The sequence below is a fragment of the Rhizobium sp. 42MFCr.1 genome (assembly GCF_000377185.1).
GTDB classification, from domain to species: domain Bacteria; phylum Pseudomonadota; class Alphaproteobacteria; order Rhizobiales; family Rhizobiaceae; genus Rhizobium; species Rhizobium altiplani.
The window spans coordinates 31174-47472 of the sequence record NZ_KB897837.1; the positions used below are offsets into that span (position 1 = coordinate 31174).

Sequence of the window (16299 nt, forward strand, 5' to 3'; positions counted from 1 at the left end):
CTCTCCGACTCTAGATCGTTCACGTCTCATGCAAGACATGAGCGGCCTTGACCGCCGCCGAGGCACGGTTTTCGACGCCGAGCTTCACATAGATCTGTTCGAGATGCTTGTTCACGGTGCGCGCCGACAGGCCGAGAATCTCGCCGATATCGCGGTTGGCCTTGCCTTTCGCAATCCATAACAACACTTCGGATTCCCTCTGTGTCAGCGAGAAATGCCGGCGCAGCACCTCGTCGTCGGCCCGCGCGTTGTTTGCCGTCAGGCGAAACAGATATTCATCCGGACCGATCGCGCCCAGGAAGGCCAGCTGAAGCACGTCCTTGCCGGCATGCGAAAGCGAGATCGCGCCCTCGCGCGCCGAGGCCGGGCGGGTCTTCATCCACTCTGCAATCCTGCCGACCACCGTGTCCATGGCATCATCTCGGTTCATCGCAGCGTTGGCGAGGCGTGTTGCCTGTGGCGTCGACCAATGAATATCGCCGTCGCCCTTGACGGCGAGCAAATGTCGGCCGGCAGCGTCCAGCGCAACGCGCGCGCTCTGTGTGGAACGGGCGTTGCGCAGATGGACGCCGATCCGCGCTCGCAGCTCGTCGATATTGATCGGTTTCGTCAGGTAGTCGACGCCTCCAGATTCGAGTGCACGAACGACATGCTCGGTTTCTGTCAGGCCGGTCATGAAGATGACCGGTATCTGGCTGATTGCCGGGTTGGCTTTGAGTCTCCTACAAGTCTCAAAGCCGTCCATGGAGGGCATGACCGCATCCAGCAGAATGAGATCGGGCGTAATGCGCTCCACAATATTCAGGGCAGCCGAGCCTGACGTGGCGATCAGGACCGAGAATCCGGACTGCTCCAGAGCATCGGTCAGGAACCCCAAAGCCTCTGGCGAGTCATCCACCAGCAGAACAATGTCGCGCGGGAGCTCAGCCAAGGGTTTCTACCTTCTCGTCAAAACGGTGCAGGAAATTCATGAGGCCGTTCAGATCGAAGGAGGCCGCATAGGAGCGAAGTTCTTCTGTAAATGGCTGATTTGCTTCTACCTTGGCAAGGTCGCCGAGCTTTGCCTCGATGCCTCTGATGTAGCCGATTTCGGCGAGCCGCAACAATTCCTGAACATGGGAGTGTCCTGGACTGACCAGCGGCCGGTCGTGCTTGGCGGGGGCGGGCGGGATCGCCTCCGCATAGATCCACCTCAAACCCAGATGGAGCGCAAGCTTGTCACGCAGTTGCTTGATGTCGACAGGCTTGCCGATGGCATCATTGTGGCTGTCATCGCTATCGCGGTGTGCGGCGGCGTCGCCGATATTGGCGGACAGCATGACGATCGGGGCAGTCTGGCCGTTCGCGCGCAGGCGCGAAACGAGTTGCCAGCCATTCATGCCCGGCATCGAGATATCGACCAGGAAGAGATCGGGCTGGATGCCTTCGATCAAAGTCAGGCAATCGGCTCCGCTTGCCGCCGTCAGCACGACGAAATCAAGTGGGGCGAGCACCTCGCGCATCATCTCGCGGTGGTCCTCATTGTCGTCCACGACGACGATCGTGCGCCGAGGACCGTCGTAGCTGACGATCTTCTTCTCCTGTGGCGGGACCGTCATTTCGCGAAGCACGGCGGAAAGCATGAGGCGAACGCGGAAGACCGTTCCGCGATCCTTCTCGCTGCTCACCGAGATTTCGCCGCCCAGCGTGTTGGTCAAAAGCTGCGTGATCGTCAGACCGAGGCCAAGGCCCGGCATCGGCCGGACGCTGTCGGCTTCGCCACGCTGGAACGGCTCGTAGATACGGCTCAAGTCCTTCTCGGCAATGCCGCGACCGGTGTCGCTGACCGTGAAGGTGGCGACCTGGCTGCGATAGCTAACGTCGAAGGTGACGCTGCCTTCGTCAGTGAACTTGATGGCGTTGGAGAGCAGATTGACGAGGATCTGGCGCAACCGCTTCTCGTCGGTGCGTACGAAGTGGGGCAGGGCGGGTGAGCGGTCGTGATGGAACGTCAATCCCTTGGCCTGGGCCTGAGGGCGGAACATGTCGACGATTTGATCCAGGAAATCCTGAATGTTGATCTCGTTGGAATAGACCTGCAGGCGCCCGGCTTCGATCTTGGAGATATCGAGGAGACCGTCGATAAGACCGGAGAGATGCTCGGCGCTGCGGCGGATGACCTTGATCGACGACTGTCGTGGAGTGGGAATGGTTTCGTCGCGTTCGAGAATCTGCGCGTAGCCGAGCACGGCGTTCAGCGGCGTGCGCAATTCGTGACTAAGGCCGACGACATAACGGCTCTTCGCACGGTTGGCGGCTTCAGCCGTTTCCTTGGCGGTCTGAAGGGCGGCGTCGGTCTTCTTGTGCGCGGCGATTTCCTTCAGCAGCAGCGTATTCTGGCGAGAGGATTCTTCCTCGGCAACGACCCGGCTGTCATGCGCGAGCACGTAAAACCAGCAGACGACTCCCGCAATCACCGCGAAGACGAAGAAGACTACCAGGATCGTTCCGTTGACGACGTCGGCGGTTTCGGGTGACGCCGAGGAAACCTGATGGGCGATCATCGCGAGGATGGTTCCGACGGCCGTCAGGGCGAGCACGACGGCGATGCCATAGCGACCGAGGCGTGTGGTCAGCTTCTCAACGACGCTCCCCGGCAGTACTGCCTTGGCGACCGTGCCAACCTGTGCGTTGAAGCGCGCCTTCGGCTTGCACATGTCGTGGCAGCGGCTGTCGAGCGAACAGCAGAGCGAGCAGATCGGTGCCGCATAGGCCGGGCACCAGGCCATATCTTCAGGCTCGAATGGATGCTCGCAGACGGAACAGGTGATGTTGGTAAGGTTCTTCCAGCTGTGGCGCGGCTTGCGAGCGAGATAGAACCTGCCCTTCGTACTCCAGGCGATCAGCGGCGAGGCGATCAGCGCGACAACAAGCGTGATGTAAGGCGCGAGGGAGGCTGCGATGGAGCCGAAGACGCCGAAATGCGCGACCAGCGCGATGCCGGCCGATAGCGTCATGGCGCCGAGGCCGACGGGGTTGATGTCGTAGAGGTGAGCGCGCTTGAACTCGATGCCGGGAGGCGCAAGGCCGAGCGGCTTGTTGATGAAGAGGTCCGCCGAGATCGTGCAGAGCCAGGCCATGGCGATGATCGAGAAGATGCCGAGCGTTTCCTCGAGCAGCCTATAGATGCCAAGTTCCATCAGCAGAAGGGCGATCGCCACGTTGAAGACGAGCCAGATGACGCGGCCGGGATGGCTATGAGTGAGGCGGGAGAAGAAGTTCGACCAGGCGAGCGAGCCTGCATAGGCGTTCATCACATTGATCTTCAACTGCGATACGACCACGAAGGCAGCCATCAGCAGCAGGGCGGCGTTGTGCCAGGGGATCATGTATCCAAAGGCGGTCAGATACATCTGGGCGGGATCGGCGGCACGATCAACCGGCACGCCGGACGCGAACGTCAGCACGACGAGGAAGGAGCCGGCTAGCAGCTTCGGCGCCCCGATGATCACCCAGCCTGGGCCGGCGAGGAAGACCGCGAGGCGGTGGCGCCATTTCGTCTGCTTCTCCGGGGGTAGAAAGCGCAGAAAGTCGGCCTGTTCGCCGATCTGCGACATCAGCGCCAATATGACGGCTGAGGCGGCGCCGAATTCGACGAGATCGAAAGGTGCGACCGTGCCCGGCGGCCCCGAAGCATGGCGAATGCCGGCAAAGGCGCGCCACAGATCGAACTTCTCCCAGTCCATCACGGCGATGAAGAGGAAGGGCAGGACATTGAGGACGATCCAGAAAGGCTGGGTCAGCAACTGGAATCGGCTGATCAGCCGGACGCCGTGCGTCACCAGCGGAATGACCATGACGGCGCTGATGATGTAGCCGATCCACAGAGGGATGCCGAGCGTCAGCTCCAGCGCGCCGGACATGATCGAGGCTTCGATCGCAAACAGCATGAAGGTGAAACTGGCATAGATCAGGGACGTGACCGTGGAGCCGATATAGCCGAAGCTCGCACCGCGGGTCAGCAGGTCGATATCGACGCCGTGGCGGATCGCGTAGCGGCTGATCGGCAGGCCGATGGCGAGCATGGCGATCGAGGCGACGATGATGGCGTAGAAGGCGTTGGTCGTGCCGTAGGAGAGCGTGATGGCGCCACCGATCGCTTCCAGCGCCAGGAAGGAGATGGCACCGATTGCCGTCTGCGAGATGCGCTGCGAGGAGAACTGCCGGGCGCTCTTGGCGGTGAACCGCAGCGCATAGTCCTCCAGCGTCTGGTTCGCCACCCAGCGATTGTATTCGCGCCTGACCGGAATGATGCGTTGCCGCGCTGCCATGCGTTAGTGCCAGCCCCTTTGTTCCCCTTGTCATGCGTTCGTAACATGGAACCACGCGAGGCTTAAGAGTGCGGCGCAGCACAGAACTGCACATTTCGCCCCGTCACCTACGTCATATCACGTATACGCTTTCGCAGTGCAGCACCGGATAGTCCTTTAAGCAACAGTTAACTTCCGTTTTCGGCCTGTTGTCTAACAAGAAGAGGGGATCAACCAGATGAATCTCAAGTCCTATATCACGGGCGCCGCACTCGGCGCCGTCATGTCGGCCACGGCCGCATTCCACGGAGCCGTTGCGGCTGACGACACCATCAAGGTCGGCGTTCTGCACTCGCTGTCCGGCACGATGGCGATCTCCGAAACGACGCTGAAAGACGCCATGCTGATGCTCATCGACGAGCAGAACAAGAAGGGCGGCCTTCTCGGCAAGAAGCTCGAAGCTGTCGTCGTCGACCCGGCCTCCGACTGGCCGCTGTTTGCCGAAAAGGCACGCGAGCTGATCGAAAAGGACAAGGTCGCCGCCGTCTTCGGTTGCTGGACGTCCTCGTCGCGCAAGTCGGTCCTGCCGGTCTTCGAAGAGCTCAACTCGATCCTCTTCTACCCGGTTCAGTATGAAGGCGAAGAGTCCTCGCGCAACATCTTCTACACGGGTGCCGCTCCGAACCAGCAGGCGATTCCGGCCGTCGACTACCTGATGGAAAAGGAAGGCGTTAAGCGCTTCGTTCTCGAAGGCACCGACTACGTCTATCCGCGCACCACCAACAAGATCCTGGAAGCCTATCTCGTCTCGAAGGGCATTCCGAAGGAAGACATCATCATCAACTACACGCCGTTCGGCTTCTCCGACTGGCAGACGGAAGTGAAGAAGATCAAGGAATTCGGCGCGGCCGGCAAGAAGACGGCGGTGGTCTCGACCATCAACGGTGACGCCAACGTTCCGTTCTACAAGGAACTCGGCAACCAGGGCGTCAAGGCAACCGACATTCCCGTCGTCGCCTTCTCGGTCGGTGAAGAAGAGCTTGCCGGTCTCGACACCAAGCCGCTCGTCGGTCACCTCGCTGCCTGGAACTACTTCGAGTCGGTCGAAAGCCCGGCGAACAAGAAGTTCATCAAGCAGTGGCACGAGTTCACCAAGAACGACAAGCGCGTGACCAACGACCCGATGGAAGCTGCCTATATCGGCTTCAACGCATGGGTTAAGGCTGTTCAGGCTGCCGGCACGACCGACACGGACAAGGTTCTCGACACGATCATCGGCACCACGGTTCCGAACCTGTCGGGCGGCTATGCGACCGTCATGCCGAACCACCACATCACCAAGCCGGTTCTGATCGGTGAAATCCAGGCGAACGGCCAGTTCGAAATCGTTCAGCAGACCCCGGCGGTCGTTGGCGACGAATGGTCCGACTTCCTGCCGGACTCCAAGGACCTGATCTCCGATTGGCGCAAGCCCATGAACTGCGGCAACTTCAACGTTGCCTCGGGCAAGTGCGGCGGCAAGGGCTCCTGAGTGCGAACCACCCCGTCACTCTGACGCCTGAAGACTTCCGCCCGGTCTCTCCTGTCCGGGCGGAAGGTCCATCTCCGGAGCGCAGCCTTGATGCTTCGGACGGCGGCGGTTCCATGGTGGATCGATGCCGATTTAAGGGCTTATTTTTCCCGATTGCGCCGGAAGGCCAACGATAACCGAGGCAAGAGAGCCGATGTATCGCGCCATCAAGATTTTGCTTTTGACCCTATGCCTGGCCATGCCGGCTTTTGCGACCGCGCTCAAGGCACAGCAAGACATTCACCCCCTTATCGATGCGCTTGGCGTCGGCGATTTCCCTGAGCGCGAAGCCGCGATCAAGGCACTGGTCGCCTCCAAGGACCCGCGTGTCGGCGAGATCCTGCAGTTGCTGAGCGATGGTCAGCTTTACGTGAATTCCGAGACCGGCGGTCCTGTGCTGGTGCAGGGCGGCACCGAGGATGAGCCGACCTATGCCGACCCGATATCAGGCGCGGTCGTTTCCGACGTCGATCCGGACTATATGTCCAAGGTCAAGATCAACAACTCGCTGCGTACGGTGATTGCCACCGCCACCAGCCAGCTGACGCTCCTGAGCGCGGATCGGGGCGCGCGGCTTGCGGCAGCCCAAGGACTGCTCAAGGACGCCGATCCGGCAAATCTTGACCTCCTCACGTCGGCGCTGGCTGAAGAAAACGACGCCGAGGTCAAAAATGCGATGGAAGCGGCGCGCGCTGTCATCGTGCTGAAGAGCGATGTCAGCGCCGAAGAGAAGAAGGCCGCGATCGATACGGTCGCTGCGCGCGGCGGGCGCGATGCGCTGACCATCCTGAATTCCGCGATGGCGACCGCGCCTGAGGAACTGAAGGGTGCTATCCAGACCCATGTCAACGCGATCAACCGCAGCCTGGCGCTTTGGGATGTCGGGCAGAACATCTGGTACGGGCTGTCGCTTGGCTCGGTGCTGCTGCTGGCCGCGATCGGCCTTGCCATTACCTTCGGCGTCATGGGCGTCATCAACATGGCGCATGGCGAAATGGTGATGATCGGCGCTTACACGACGTACGTCGTGCAGGAGTACATCAGCTCCGCATTTCCCGAACTCGGAAACTATTCGCTGGCCTTCTCCGTGCCGGTGGCTTTCGTCTTCACCGGCTTTGTCGGTCTTGTCATCGAGCGGGTCGTCATCCGTTATCTCTATGGCCGGCCGCTCGAAACGCTGCTCGCCACCTGGGGCGCGTCGCTGATCCTGCAGCAGGCGGTTCGCACGATCTTCGGCCCGACGAATCGCGAGGTGCGCAATCCAAGCTGGATGTCCGGCGCATTTGAACTGGGCGGGCTCTCGATCACCTGGAACCGCCTCTGGATCATCGTTTTCTCGATGGCTGTGTTCTTCGCGCTGCTCGTTCTCCTGAAGCGCTCGGCCTTCGGCCTGCAGATGCGCGCGGTTACGCAGAACCGCCGCATGGCCTCGTCGATGGGCATCCGCACCGGCTGGGTCGATGCATTCACCTTCGCGCTCGGCTCCGGCATTGCCGGCATAGCGGGCGTCGCGCTCAGCCAGATCGACAACGTGTCGCCTAACCTCGGGCAGAGCTACATCATCGACAGCTTCATGGTCGTGGTCTTCGGTGGCGTGGGCAATCTCTGGGGCACGCTCGTCGGTGCGCTGTCGCTCGGTGTCCTCAACAAGTTCCTCGAGCCCTTCGCCGGCGCTGTGCTCGGCAAGATCCTGGTGCTCGTCCTCATCATTCTGTTCATCCAGAAGCGTCCGCGTGGGCTCTTCGCACTCAAAGGAAGGGCGGTGGAAGCATGATTACGGCCTTCCTGCTTCGGTCTCTCGACCATAAGATCGTCGCTGCGATCGTCATTCTGCTTGCAGTCGCCGTGCTGGTGCCGGTTCTCAACCTGATGACCGCGCCGACCAATCCGCTGCATATCCCGACCTATATCATGGCGCTGTTCGGCAAGTATCTCACCTACGCCCTGCTGGCGCTGGCGCTCGACCTTGTCTGGGGCTTCTGTGGCATTCTCTCACTTGGCCACGGCGCCTTTTTCGCGCTCGGCGGCTATGCGATGGGCATGTATCTGATGCGACAGATCGGCTCGCGCGGCGTCTATGGAGACCCGATCCTTCCGGATTTCATGGTGTTCCTGAACTGGAAGGAACTGCCGTGGTTCTGGTACGGCTTTGACAAGTTCTGGTTCGCGGCGCTGATGGTTCTGCTGGTGCCGGGACTGCTGGCCTTCGTGTTCGGCTGGTTCGCCTTCCGCTCACGCGTCAACGGCGTCTACCTGTCGATCATCACGCAGGCGATGACCTACGCGCTGCTGCTCGCCTTCTTCAGAAACGACATGGGCTTCGGCGGCAACAACGGCATGACCGACTTCAAGGAAATTCTCGGCTTCAACGTTCAGGCTGATGGCACGCGTGCTGCGCTGTTTGCAGCGACCGCCATCTTCCTTGCACTGTCGCTCATGATTGCCTCGGCCATCGTCCGCTCGAAGTTCGGCAAGGTGCTGGTCGGCGTGCGTGATGCGGAAAGCCGCACGCGCTTCCTCGGCTACCGCGTCGAGCACTTCAAGCTCTTCACCTTTGTCGTCTCCGCGATGATGGCGGGCATTGCCGGTGCGCTTTACGTGCCGCAGGTCGGCATCATCAACCCCGGCGAATTCGCGCCGGCCAACTCGATCGAAGTGGTCATCTGGACGGCAGTCGGCGGACGCTCGACGCTGATCGGGCCGATCATCGGCGCCATTCTGGTCAACGGCGGCAAGACGATCTTCACGGGCATTTTCCCCGAGTTCTGGCTGTTCGCGCTTGGCGGTCTCTTCGTGCTCGTCACGCTGTTCCTGCCAAAGGGGATCGTCGGGACCATCGGCCAGTACTTCACGCGCCGCAAGCCGAAGACGGAGGCGACCCCGCCCGCGCTTCAGGAAGAGGGTGTCGATGCAAAAATCCAGCCGGCGGAGTAAGCGATCATGATCCCTGACGTCAAACCAAACAGCGTTCTCTATCTCAACAACGTCTCGGTTTCCTTCGACGGCTTCAAGGCACTGAACTCGCTCTCGATCGTCATCGAGCCCGGCGAACTTCGGGCCATCATCGGCCCGAATGGTGCCGGCAAGACAACGATGATGGACATCATCACCGGCAAGACGCGACCGGATGAAGGCGAGGTGTTCTTCAACGGGCAGACCGATCTCACCAAACTCGACGAGGCCGACATCGCGCAGCTCGGGATTGGTCGCAAGTTCCAGAAACCGACGGTCTTCGAAAGTCACACGGTGTGGGACAACCTCGAACTCGCCTTGAACCGCAAGCGCGATGTCTTCTCGACGCTGTTCTACCGGCTCTCCGCGGAAGACAGGGCGCGCATCGAGGAGATCCTTGAGACCGTGCGGCTGACGCATCGGCGCGACGAACTCGCCGCCAACCTCTCGCACGGCCAGAAGCAGTGGCTGGAGATCGGCATGCTTCTGGCGCAGGAACCGAAGCTTTTGTTGGTCGATGAGCCGGTCGCCGGCATGACGGACGCCGAAACCGCGGAAACGGCGATCCTCCTCAAGGAGATCGCCAAGACCCGCTCGGTCGTCGTCGTGGAGCATGACATGGGCTTCATCCGCGATCTCGGCGTCAAGGTGACCTGCCTTGCCGAAGGTTCGGTGCTGGCCGAAGGATCGATCGATTTCGTGAGCTCCGATCCGAAGGTGATCGAGAATTATCTGGGGCGCTGAGATGCTGACAGTCGAAAATGCAAACCTTCACTATGGCGCCGCTCAGGCGCTGCGCGGCATTTCCATCAAGGCGGAAATGGGCAAGATCACTTGCGTGCTGGGGCGTAACGGCGTGGGCAAGAGTTCTCTTCTCCGCGCCGTTACCGGCCAGCATCCGCTGTCGGCGGGAACGGTGACGTTCAACGACACCAGGCTCAACGGCCTGCCGCCCTATGCGCGCGCCAAGCAGGGCATCGGCTATGTGCCGCAGGGGCGTGAGATCTTTCCGTTGCTGACGGTAAAAGAAAATCTCGAGACCGGCTTTGCGCCGCTTTCACGGGGCAGCAAGAATATTCCCGACGATATCTTCAGCCTGTTTCCTGTGCTGCAGACCATGCTTGGACGTCGCGGCGGCGACCTTTCCGGCGGACAGCAGCAGCAGCTGGCGATCGGCCGGGCGATGGTAACGCGGCCGAAGATCCTCGTGCTCGACGAGCCGACCGAGGGCATCCAGCCGTCGATCATCAAGGATATCGGCCGGGCAATCCGGTATCTGCGCGACAGTGCCGGGATGGCGATCCTGCTGGTGGAACAGTATCTCGATTTCTGCCGCGAACTTGCCGACTACGTCTACATCATGGATCGCGGCGAGATCGTTCACGAGGGGCTTGCGGAAACGCTCGATACGCCGGAAGCGCGTCGTCATTTGACTGTATGATCCAGTGGTTATCTGTTGGGCAGATGCTGTTTTCCTCGGCAGTTTCTGAGGGATCTCGTTGCCGCCGGTCCGATCGTGGTGAGTGTGTCGGAGCGGCACGGGAATTGCTTGCTTTCTGCAAGTTAGTGACTTCAATGAAAACGGCCGGGGTCAACCGGCGGTCCATTGGGAAGGGACGGAATGACGAACGCGGGGGCAGCTAGAAGACCGCAGAGAGCCGAGGGGCGCGGGCATCTGGCTGCGAGGATGCTCGACGGGCGTACGCGCCTGCAGGAACTCTACCAGGAAGGAGCGGGCAAGATCCGGCTTCCGGATACGTTCGATTCCTCCATGGAAGCCGTCATCATCAATACCGCGGGCGGCCTCACCGGCGGCGACCGAATGAACTGGAGCGTTACGGCTGGTCCCGGCGCCCGCATCGACGTCACCACGCAGGCCTGCGAGAAGATCTACAAGGCATCGGCAGGAACGGCTGAGGTCAACACCAGCATTACCGTGGGCGCAAACGCCCGGGTGGACTGGTTGCCGCAGGAAACCATCCTGTTCGATCGTTCATCGCTGTTTCGAAAGCTCGACGTTGATCTCGATGATGATGCCGAATTCCTGGCCGTCGAGGCCATCCTGCTTGGCCGGAAGGCGATGGGGGAGGCGGTGGAGAGCGGCCTCTTTCGCGACCGCTGGCGTATTCGCAAGGCAGGCCGGCTCTGCCACGCCGAGGACCTGGCGCTGCAGGGAAATGTTGCAATGTTTGCCGGTGCCGATGCCGTGCTGTCAGGCAAGGTCGCGTTTGCAACGCTGCTGTATGTCGGGCCGCGCGCCGAAGCCTACCTCGGTGCAGTGCGCTCGCTGCTTGAGGGCCATATGGGCGGCGCCAGCAGCTGGGCCGGCAAGCTTGTCGTGCGCCTTTCAGCGCCCGATGGTTTTGCCTTGAGAAAAATTCTCATCCCGATCATTTCGGCCTTGCGCGATGGAGCGCCGGTGCCGAAAGTCTGGAATCTCTAGTTGAAGCAGATGGATGCACGATGAACCTCACACCGAGAGAAAAAGACAAGCTGTTGATTTCGATGGCGGCGATGGTCGCGCGGCGGCGGCTGGAACGGGGCGTCAAGCTCAACCATCCCGAAGCGATCGCGTTGATCACCGATTTCGTCGTCGAAGGCGCGCGTGACGGGCGTCCGGTCGCCGAACTGATGGAGGCGGGGGCTCATGTCGTCGGCCGTGACCAAGTGATGGAAGGCATCGCGGAGATGATCCATGACGTCCAGGTCGAGGCAACCTTTCCTGATGGCACCAAGCTCGTCACCGTCCACGAACCGATCCGCTGAGGTTCCCATGCTGGAGCTGCGCCCCAATTGCGAATGCTGCGACAAGGATCTTCCGCCCGACAGTTCTGAGGCAATGATCTGCACATTCGAATGCACGTTCTGCGCCGATTGCGTTGCCGATGTTCTCGGCGGCATCTGCCCGAATTGCGGCGGCGAACTTGTGCGCCGCCCGGCGCGCCCCGCTGCCAAGCTTGCCAAGTACCCGGCGTCGACAAAGCGCGTTCTGAAAGCCGAGGGCTGCGGGCCCATCAAGGCTGCGTGAGGAGAAGATCATGATCCCAGGAGAAATCATTGCCGCAAGCGGCGACATCGAGCTGAACGTCGGCGCGCCGACAGTGACACTTGAGGTCTCGAACACCGGCGATCGCCCCGTGCAGGTCGGCAGCCACTATCATTTCGCGGAAACGAATGCCGGTCTCTCTTTCGATCGGGAGAAGGCACACGGCATGCGGCTCGATATCCCGGCCGGCACGGCCGTACGTTTCGAGCCCGGTCAGACGCGCTCGGTGACGCTCATCCCTCTCTCCGGCAAGCGCGAAGTCTACGGTTTCCGCCAGCTGGTCATGGGCAAGCTCTAGAGTGGGCCGGGAGCAGACGATGCGTGCGAGCCTGCACCTTCTGGCCGCCGGTGCTGCGACGGTCTTTGCCTTCGGCGCCAACGCCGAGGATCTTGATTGCAAAAATCCGGTCACGCAAGCTGACATGACGGCTTGTGAACAGGCGCGCCAGCAGACCGCCGACAAGGCACTGAACGCACAATACAAGATCACGCGCGCGGCTCTCGCAGCACTCGACAAGGATCTCGATGCGGATATGCGGGGTGCCGAAGAGGCACTGGTGAAGGCGCAGCGCGCATGGGTGAATTTCCGTGATGCGGAGTGTGAGGCGGCAGGCTTTCAGGCGCGTGGCGGCACGATGGAGCCGATGCTCGTAGCAGGCTGCATTGCAGAGTTGACGGACGCGCGCACCAAGCAGCTCAAGGAACTCGCAGAGACGATGGGCAACTGACATGGTTGGCAGGATCATGGTCGTCGGCAACGGAGAGATCGGCGCACAGGCGGCGGCCGCAGTGGCGGATGCTGCGTTCGTTATCCGCTTTAACGAATGCCGCTCCTACGAAGCGAGCCCGGGGCGCACCGACGTCGTCGCCGTCTGCAATACCGGGCGGCCGGGCAAGGCAATGCTTGCTTCCGAGGCGTGGCGGGAGCATCCAGCCGTGCGTGAGGCGGCGGCGATCTGGAGCGTGCGCGATCCGCAAAAGTTCGCGGAACTGCGAGCGCCGCTGGCCGTATCGCATCCCGAGCTCGACGATTTCTGCGACGACTACACGAGTCAATTCAATGCGTTCTGTGCTGATGTTGGCAAGATGCATGTGGTCGTTGACAAAGTGATTCATGAAGCGGTGGACGAGGCGCTGGCTGCCTACCACCCGGCGCCCTACGTCGTGCCGAGCAGCGGCATGATCGTGATATCAGAAGTGATGAACAGATTTCCCGAGGCGACCATCGATCTCGCAGGCTTCGGCCACGCGGGATGGGAATGGCATCCTTTTGCTGCCGAGCGGCAGCTTGTCGATAGTTATGTCGCCGCTGGCCGCGTCACGCGGCTGCCGGCAAGCGCATCCCTTTCTTCCTCCCAAGGAGCCTGACATATGCCCTACAAGATTTCCCGCGCCGCCTATGCCGGCATGTTCGGCCCGACCACCGGCGACAAGGTGCGCCTTGCCGATACCGAGCTCTTCATCGAGATCGAGAAGGATTTCACCACATATGGCGAAGAGGTGAAATTTGGCGGCGGCAAGGTCATTCGCGACGGCATGGGCCAGAGCCAGGCGACGCGGGCGCAGGGTGCTGTCGATACCGTCATCACCAATGTCGTCATCATCGACCATACGGGCGTCGTCAAGGCCGATATAGGCCTAAAGAACGGCCGCATCGCGGCGATCGGCAAAGCCGGCAATCCGGACACGCAACCCGGGGTCAACATCATCGTCGGCCCCTCGACCGAGGCGATCGCTGGCGAAGGCAAGATCATCACTGCCGGCGGTATGGATGCGCATATTCACTACATCTGCCCGCAGCAGATCGAGGAAGCGCTGATGTCGGGCGTAACCTGCATGCTGGGCGGCGGCACCGGCCCGGCGCATGGCACGCTCGCCACGACCTGCACCGGTGCCTGGCACATCGAGCGGATGATCGAGAGCTTCGACGGCTTCCCGATGAACCTTGCGCTTGCCGGCAAGGGAAACGCCTCGCTGCCCGCCGCACTCGAAGAGATGGTGCTTGCGGGCGCATCGTCGCTGAAGCTCCACGAGGACTGGGGCACGACGCCGGCTGCGATCGACTGCTGCCTTTCGGTCGCCGACGACTATGACATCCAGGTGATGATCCACACCGACACGCTGAATGAAAGCGGCTTTGTCGAGGATACGATCGGCGCCATTAAGGGCCGCACCATCCACGCCTTCCACACGGAAGGAGCGGGCGGTGGCCACGCTCCTGACATTATCAAGATCTGCGGTCAGTCGAACGTCATCCCGTCGTCGACCAACCCGACGCGGCCCTACACGGTCAATACCGTCGCCGAGCATCTCGACATGCTGATGGTCTGCCACCATCTGTCACCGTCTATCCCCGAGGACATCGCATTTGCCGAAAGCCGCATCCGCAAGGAGACGATCGCGGCGGAAGACATCCTGCATGACATCGGCGCCTTCTCGATCATTTCGTCCGACAGCCAGGCCATGGGTCGTGTCGGGGAGGTAGCAATCCGTACTTGGCAGACTGCCGACAAGATGAAGCGTCAGCGCGGCCGCCTGAAGGAAGAGAAGGGCGAGAACGACAACTTCCGCGTCCGCCGCTATATTGCGAAATACACGATCAACCCGGCGATCGCGCAAGGTCTTTCACACGAAATCGGCTCGATCGAAGTCGGCAAGCGCGCCGATCTGGTTCTGTGGAACCCTGCCTTCTTCGGCGTCAAGCCTGAGATGGTATTGCTCGGCGGTTCGATTGCTGCGGCTCCCATGGGAGATCCGAATGCTTCGATCCCGACGCCGCAGCCGATGCATTACCGGCCGATGTTTGCCGCCCACGGCAAGCTGCGAACCAGTTCGTCTGTCACCTTCGTCTCGCAAGCGTCGCTCGATGCGGGTCTGAAGAGCCGTCTCGGCGTCGCTAAAAATCTTGTCGCTGTGAAGAACACCCGCGGCGGCCTTTCCAAGGCGTCGATGATTCACAACAGCCTGACGCCGCACATCGAGGTCGATCCGGAGACCTATGAGGTGCGGGCTGATGGCGAGTTGCTGACCTGCGAGCCGGCCACCGTCCTGCCGATGGCGCAGCGCTATTTCTTGTTTTGAGTGTTTGGGGCGGCCGAATGCGAGGTGGCGGCTCCTAAAGCCGCGCGTTAAGACTGAATCTCCTGTGGGTTGTTTTTTATTTTTGTATGTTCCACCTTGAGGCGTTCCTTCCGTAATAGGACATTCTCCTTGTTGGTGGTTATAAAACACAAGTAAAAACAAATTGTTACGCTTCAAACCTCGCTGGATGATTGATCGCGGAAAGCGTCACGTTTTTGGGCAGCTTTCAACCGCCGCTCAATTCACCAAACTCGTTCGAACTTTAACAGTTCACTTAAGAACTCAGCAGGAGGTGACCTCTAAGCAATGTGCCTAGCGGCGGGCAAGAAGGTCGATTCGCATGAGAATTTCACTCCAGGCGGAGCTTGGCGATTTTCGTGATCGCCGCGCAATTTATGTGTTTGCTCTCAAGATGAGCTTCCTTGCGGTGACGCTCTCGTCGATCGTCATTGTCCTGCTATTGCCGCCGCTCGACTGGGCGGGACTGATGCCTGTTCCGCTCGCTCATGGTGTTGTCTACGGCGTGTTACTGTCGTGGCTTATTGGCGGGGCGGTCTCAAGCGTGCTGTCGCTGATAGCCGGTCACGCGATGCACCAGCTCAGCGTCTCGCGCGCGGAGTTCGAGCAGTTGAGCCGCACCGATGTGCTTTCAGGTCTTCTCAACCGACGTGCCTTTACAGAGGCATTGGAGCAGGTCGATGGAAATGCCTGTCTCGCGATCTTCGACGTCGACCGGTTCAAGGCCATAAACGATCGCTTCGGCCATGCCTGCGGCGATTCCGTCATCGTGGCGGTCTCCGCCATCCTCGCGGCTGCCTTCGGCGGGGACTCCGTCGCGGCGAGGCTGGGCGGTGAAGAGTTCGGCGCGATCGTTGTCGGTGGCTCACAAGAGCAGCGGATCGAGAGAGTGCAGTCGGTCTGCGCCCGCCTGGCCGGGCATCCGGTCGTTGCCGACGATTGCGTGGTCGCACTGACTGTGTCGGCCGGTATTGCGGAGTTCGAGCCCGCACGGAGCAACGAGGCTGTTTATTCGGCGGCCGACAAGGCGCTCTACCTGGCAAAGGCGCTCGGTCGAAATCGCGTGGTGCATGAGAATGACGGGCTGCATCCTGGTTGGCGTAGACGTTTGCCGGAGGAGGCCGTGGCCGCGCACGCAATGAACATGGATTGCGATGAGGCGCGGCTGGCCTGACGAATTCGCGGAATTACACAGCGAATGCCTGCAACGACAAGTTGGAGCCGGCGGATAAGCGCCACGCGGCCTCGTTGATCCCACGCGACGGCGGAAATCATGCTTCGCCGCGTAGTTCTGTGTTACGCTTGTCATTGTCACTCATGCGATCGCTGGTTACTTGGAGAGC

The 16299-nt window shown here is 60.9% G+C and carries 15 protein-coding genes; 13 read left to right on the forward strand and 2 right to left on the reverse strand.

All coding sequences use genetic code 11. The features are described 5' to 3' along the window. Window positions 1-19 precede the first annotated feature (19 nt). A complete protein-coding gene (locus tag C934_RS0118990) occupies window positions 20-931 on the reverse strand; it encodes a response regulator (protein WP_018858223.1) in 912 nt (303 codons plus the stop codon). Next, a complete protein-coding gene (locus C934_RS0118995) occupies window positions 924-4310 on the reverse strand; it encodes a hybrid sensor histidine kinase/response regulator (RefSeq protein WP_018858224.1) in 3387 nt (1128 codons plus the stop codon). The genes C934_RS0118990 and C934_RS0118995 overlap by 8 nt, the downstream gene beginning before the upstream one ends. Window positions 4311-4527: 217 nt before the next feature. Between C934_RS0118995 and urtA the strand changes: the two genes are divergently transcribed. The 13 genes from urtA to C934_RS0119060 all read left to right on the forward strand — a co-directional run bounded on the left by urtA (window position 4528) and on the right by C934_RS0119060 (window position 16130). Beyond that, a complete protein-coding gene (gene urtA / locus C934_RS0119000) occupies window positions 4528-5820 on the forward strand; it encodes an urea ABC transporter substrate-binding protein (RefSeq protein ID WP_018858225.1) in 1293 nt (430 codons plus the stop codon). A 193-nt stretch (window positions 5821-6013) separates the two neighbouring features. Further along, entirely contained in the window at window positions 6014-7633 is a 1620-nt protein-coding gene (gene urtB, locus C934_RS0119005; RefSeq protein ID WP_018858226.1) for an urea ABC transporter permease subunit UrtB, read from the forward strand. Next, on the forward strand, window positions 7630-8793 hold the full coding sequence (urtC, locus tag C934_RS0119010) for an urea ABC transporter permease subunit UrtC (RefSeq protein ID WP_018858227.1): 1164 nt from the start codon (window positions 7630-7632) through the stop codon (window positions 8791-8793). Before urtB ends, urtC begins: the two co-directional genes overlap by 4 nt. A 6-nt stretch (window positions 8794-8799) precedes the next feature. Beyond that, a complete protein-coding gene (gene urtD, locus C934_RS0119015) occupies window positions 8800-9555 on the forward strand; it encodes an urea ABC transporter ATP-binding protein UrtD (RefSeq protein WP_018858228.1) in 756 nt (251 codons plus the stop codon). A gap of 1 nt (window position 9556) precedes the next feature. After that, a complete protein-coding gene (urtE, locus tag C934_RS0119020) occupies window positions 9557-10252 on the forward strand; it encodes an urea ABC transporter ATP-binding subunit UrtE (protein WP_018858229.1) in 696 nt (231 codons plus the stop codon). Window positions 10253-10432: 180 nt separating this feature from the next. Continuing rightward, window positions 10433-11254, forward strand: a complete 822-nt coding sequence (locus C934_RS0119025) for an urease accessory protein UreD (protein WP_026371925.1) — start codon at window positions 10433-10435, stop codon at window positions 11252-11254. 20 nt (window positions 11255-11274) lie between these two features. Then, a complete protein-coding gene (locus tag C934_RS0119030; protein WP_018858231.1) occupies window positions 11275-11577 on the forward strand; it encodes an urease subunit gamma in 303 nt (100 codons plus the stop codon). A 7-nt stretch (window positions 11578-11584) separates the two neighbouring features. Next, window positions 11585-11839: a DUF1272 domain-containing protein gene (locus C934_RS0119035; protein WP_018858232.1), complete on the forward strand. Its 255-nt coding sequence runs from the start codon at window positions 11585-11587 to the stop codon at window positions 11837-11839. A 10-nt stretch (window positions 11840-11849) separates the two neighbouring features. Then, window positions 11850-12155 (forward strand): urease subunit beta, encoded by a 306-nt coding sequence (locus C934_RS0119040; RefSeq protein WP_018858233.1) that lies wholly within the window; start codon window positions 11850-11852, stop codon window positions 12153-12155. A gap of 19 nt (window positions 12156-12174) precedes the next feature. Beyond that, on the forward strand, window positions 12175-12585 hold the full coding sequence (locus C934_RS0119045; RefSeq protein WP_018858234.1) for a lysozyme inhibitor LprI family protein: 411 nt from the start codon (window positions 12175-12177) through the stop codon (window positions 12583-12585). Between the two features lie 16 nt (window positions 12586-12601). After that, complete coding sequence (locus C934_RS0119050; protein WP_026371926.1) at window positions 12602-13225, forward strand: hypothetical protein; 624 nt, start codon at window positions 12602-12604, stop codon at window positions 13223-13225. Between the two features lie 3 nt (window positions 13226-13228). Beyond that, the gene (gene ureC, locus C934_RS0119055; RefSeq protein WP_018858236.1) at window positions 13229-14938 is read left to right on the forward strand and encodes an urease subunit alpha; all 1710 of its coding nucleotides are present in this window, start codon (window positions 13229-13231) and stop codon (window positions 14936-14938) included. A 340-nt stretch (window positions 14939-15278) separates the two neighbouring features. Continuing rightward, window positions 15279-16130: a GGDEF domain-containing protein gene (locus tag C934_RS0119060; protein ID WP_018858237.1), complete on the forward strand. Its 852-nt coding sequence runs from the start codon at window positions 15279-15281 to the stop codon at window positions 16128-16130. Window positions 16131-16299: the final 169 nt, after the last annotated feature.

Excerpts from the sequence above, each read along its gene's own strand:
- C934_RS0118995 (WP_018858224.1), bottom strand. The coding sequence starts at position 4,310 with ATGGCAGCGCGGCAACGCATCATTCCGGTCAGGCGCGAATACAATCGC.
- urtA (WP_018858225.1), top strand. The coding sequence starts at position 4,528 with ATGAATCTCAAGTCCTATATCACGGGCGCCGCACTCGGCGCCGTCATG.
- urtB (WP_018858226.1), top strand. The coding sequence starts at position 6,014 with ATGTATCGCGCCATCAAGATTTTGCTTTTGACCCTATGCCTGGCCATG.
- urtC (WP_018858227.1), top strand. The coding sequence starts at position 7,630 with ATGATTACGGCCTTCCTGCTTCGGTCTCTCGACCATAAGATCGTCGCT.
- urtD (WP_018858228.1), top strand. The coding sequence starts at position 8,800 with ATGATCCCTGACGTCAAACCAAACAGCGTTCTCTATCTCAACAACGTC.
- urtE (WP_018858229.1), top strand. The coding sequence starts at position 9,557 with ATGCTGACAGTCGAAAATGCAAACCTTCACTATGGCGCCGCTCAGGCG.
- C934_RS0119025 (WP_026371925.1), top strand. The coding sequence starts at position 10,433 with ATGACGAACGCGGGGGCAGCTAGAAGACCGCAGAGAGCCGAGGGGCGC.
- C934_RS0119030 (WP_018858231.1), top strand. The coding sequence starts at position 11,275 with ATGAACCTCACACCGAGAGAAAAAGACAAGCTGTTGATTTCGATGGCG.
- C934_RS0119035 (WP_018858232.1), top strand. The coding sequence starts at position 11,585 with ATGCTGGAGCTGCGCCCCAATTGCGAATGCTGCGACAAGGATCTTCCG.
- C934_RS0119040 (WP_018858233.1), top strand. The coding sequence starts at position 11,850 with ATGATCCCAGGAGAAATCATTGCCGCAAGCGGCGACATCGAGCTGAAC.
- C934_RS0119045 (WP_018858234.1), top strand. The coding sequence starts at position 12,175 with ATGCGTGCGAGCCTGCACCTTCTGGCCGCCGGTGCTGCGACGGTCTTT.
- C934_RS0119050 (WP_026371926.1), top strand. The coding sequence starts at position 12,602 with ATGGTCGTCGGCAACGGAGAGATCGGCGCACAGGCGGCGGCCGCAGTG.
- ureC (WP_018858236.1), top strand. The coding sequence starts at position 13,229 with ATGCCCTACAAGATTTCCCGCGCCGCCTATGCCGGCATGTTCGGCCCG.
- C934_RS0119060 (WP_018858237.1), top strand. The coding sequence starts at position 15,279 with ATGAGAATTTCACTCCAGGCGGAGCTTGGCGATTTTCGTGATCGCCGC.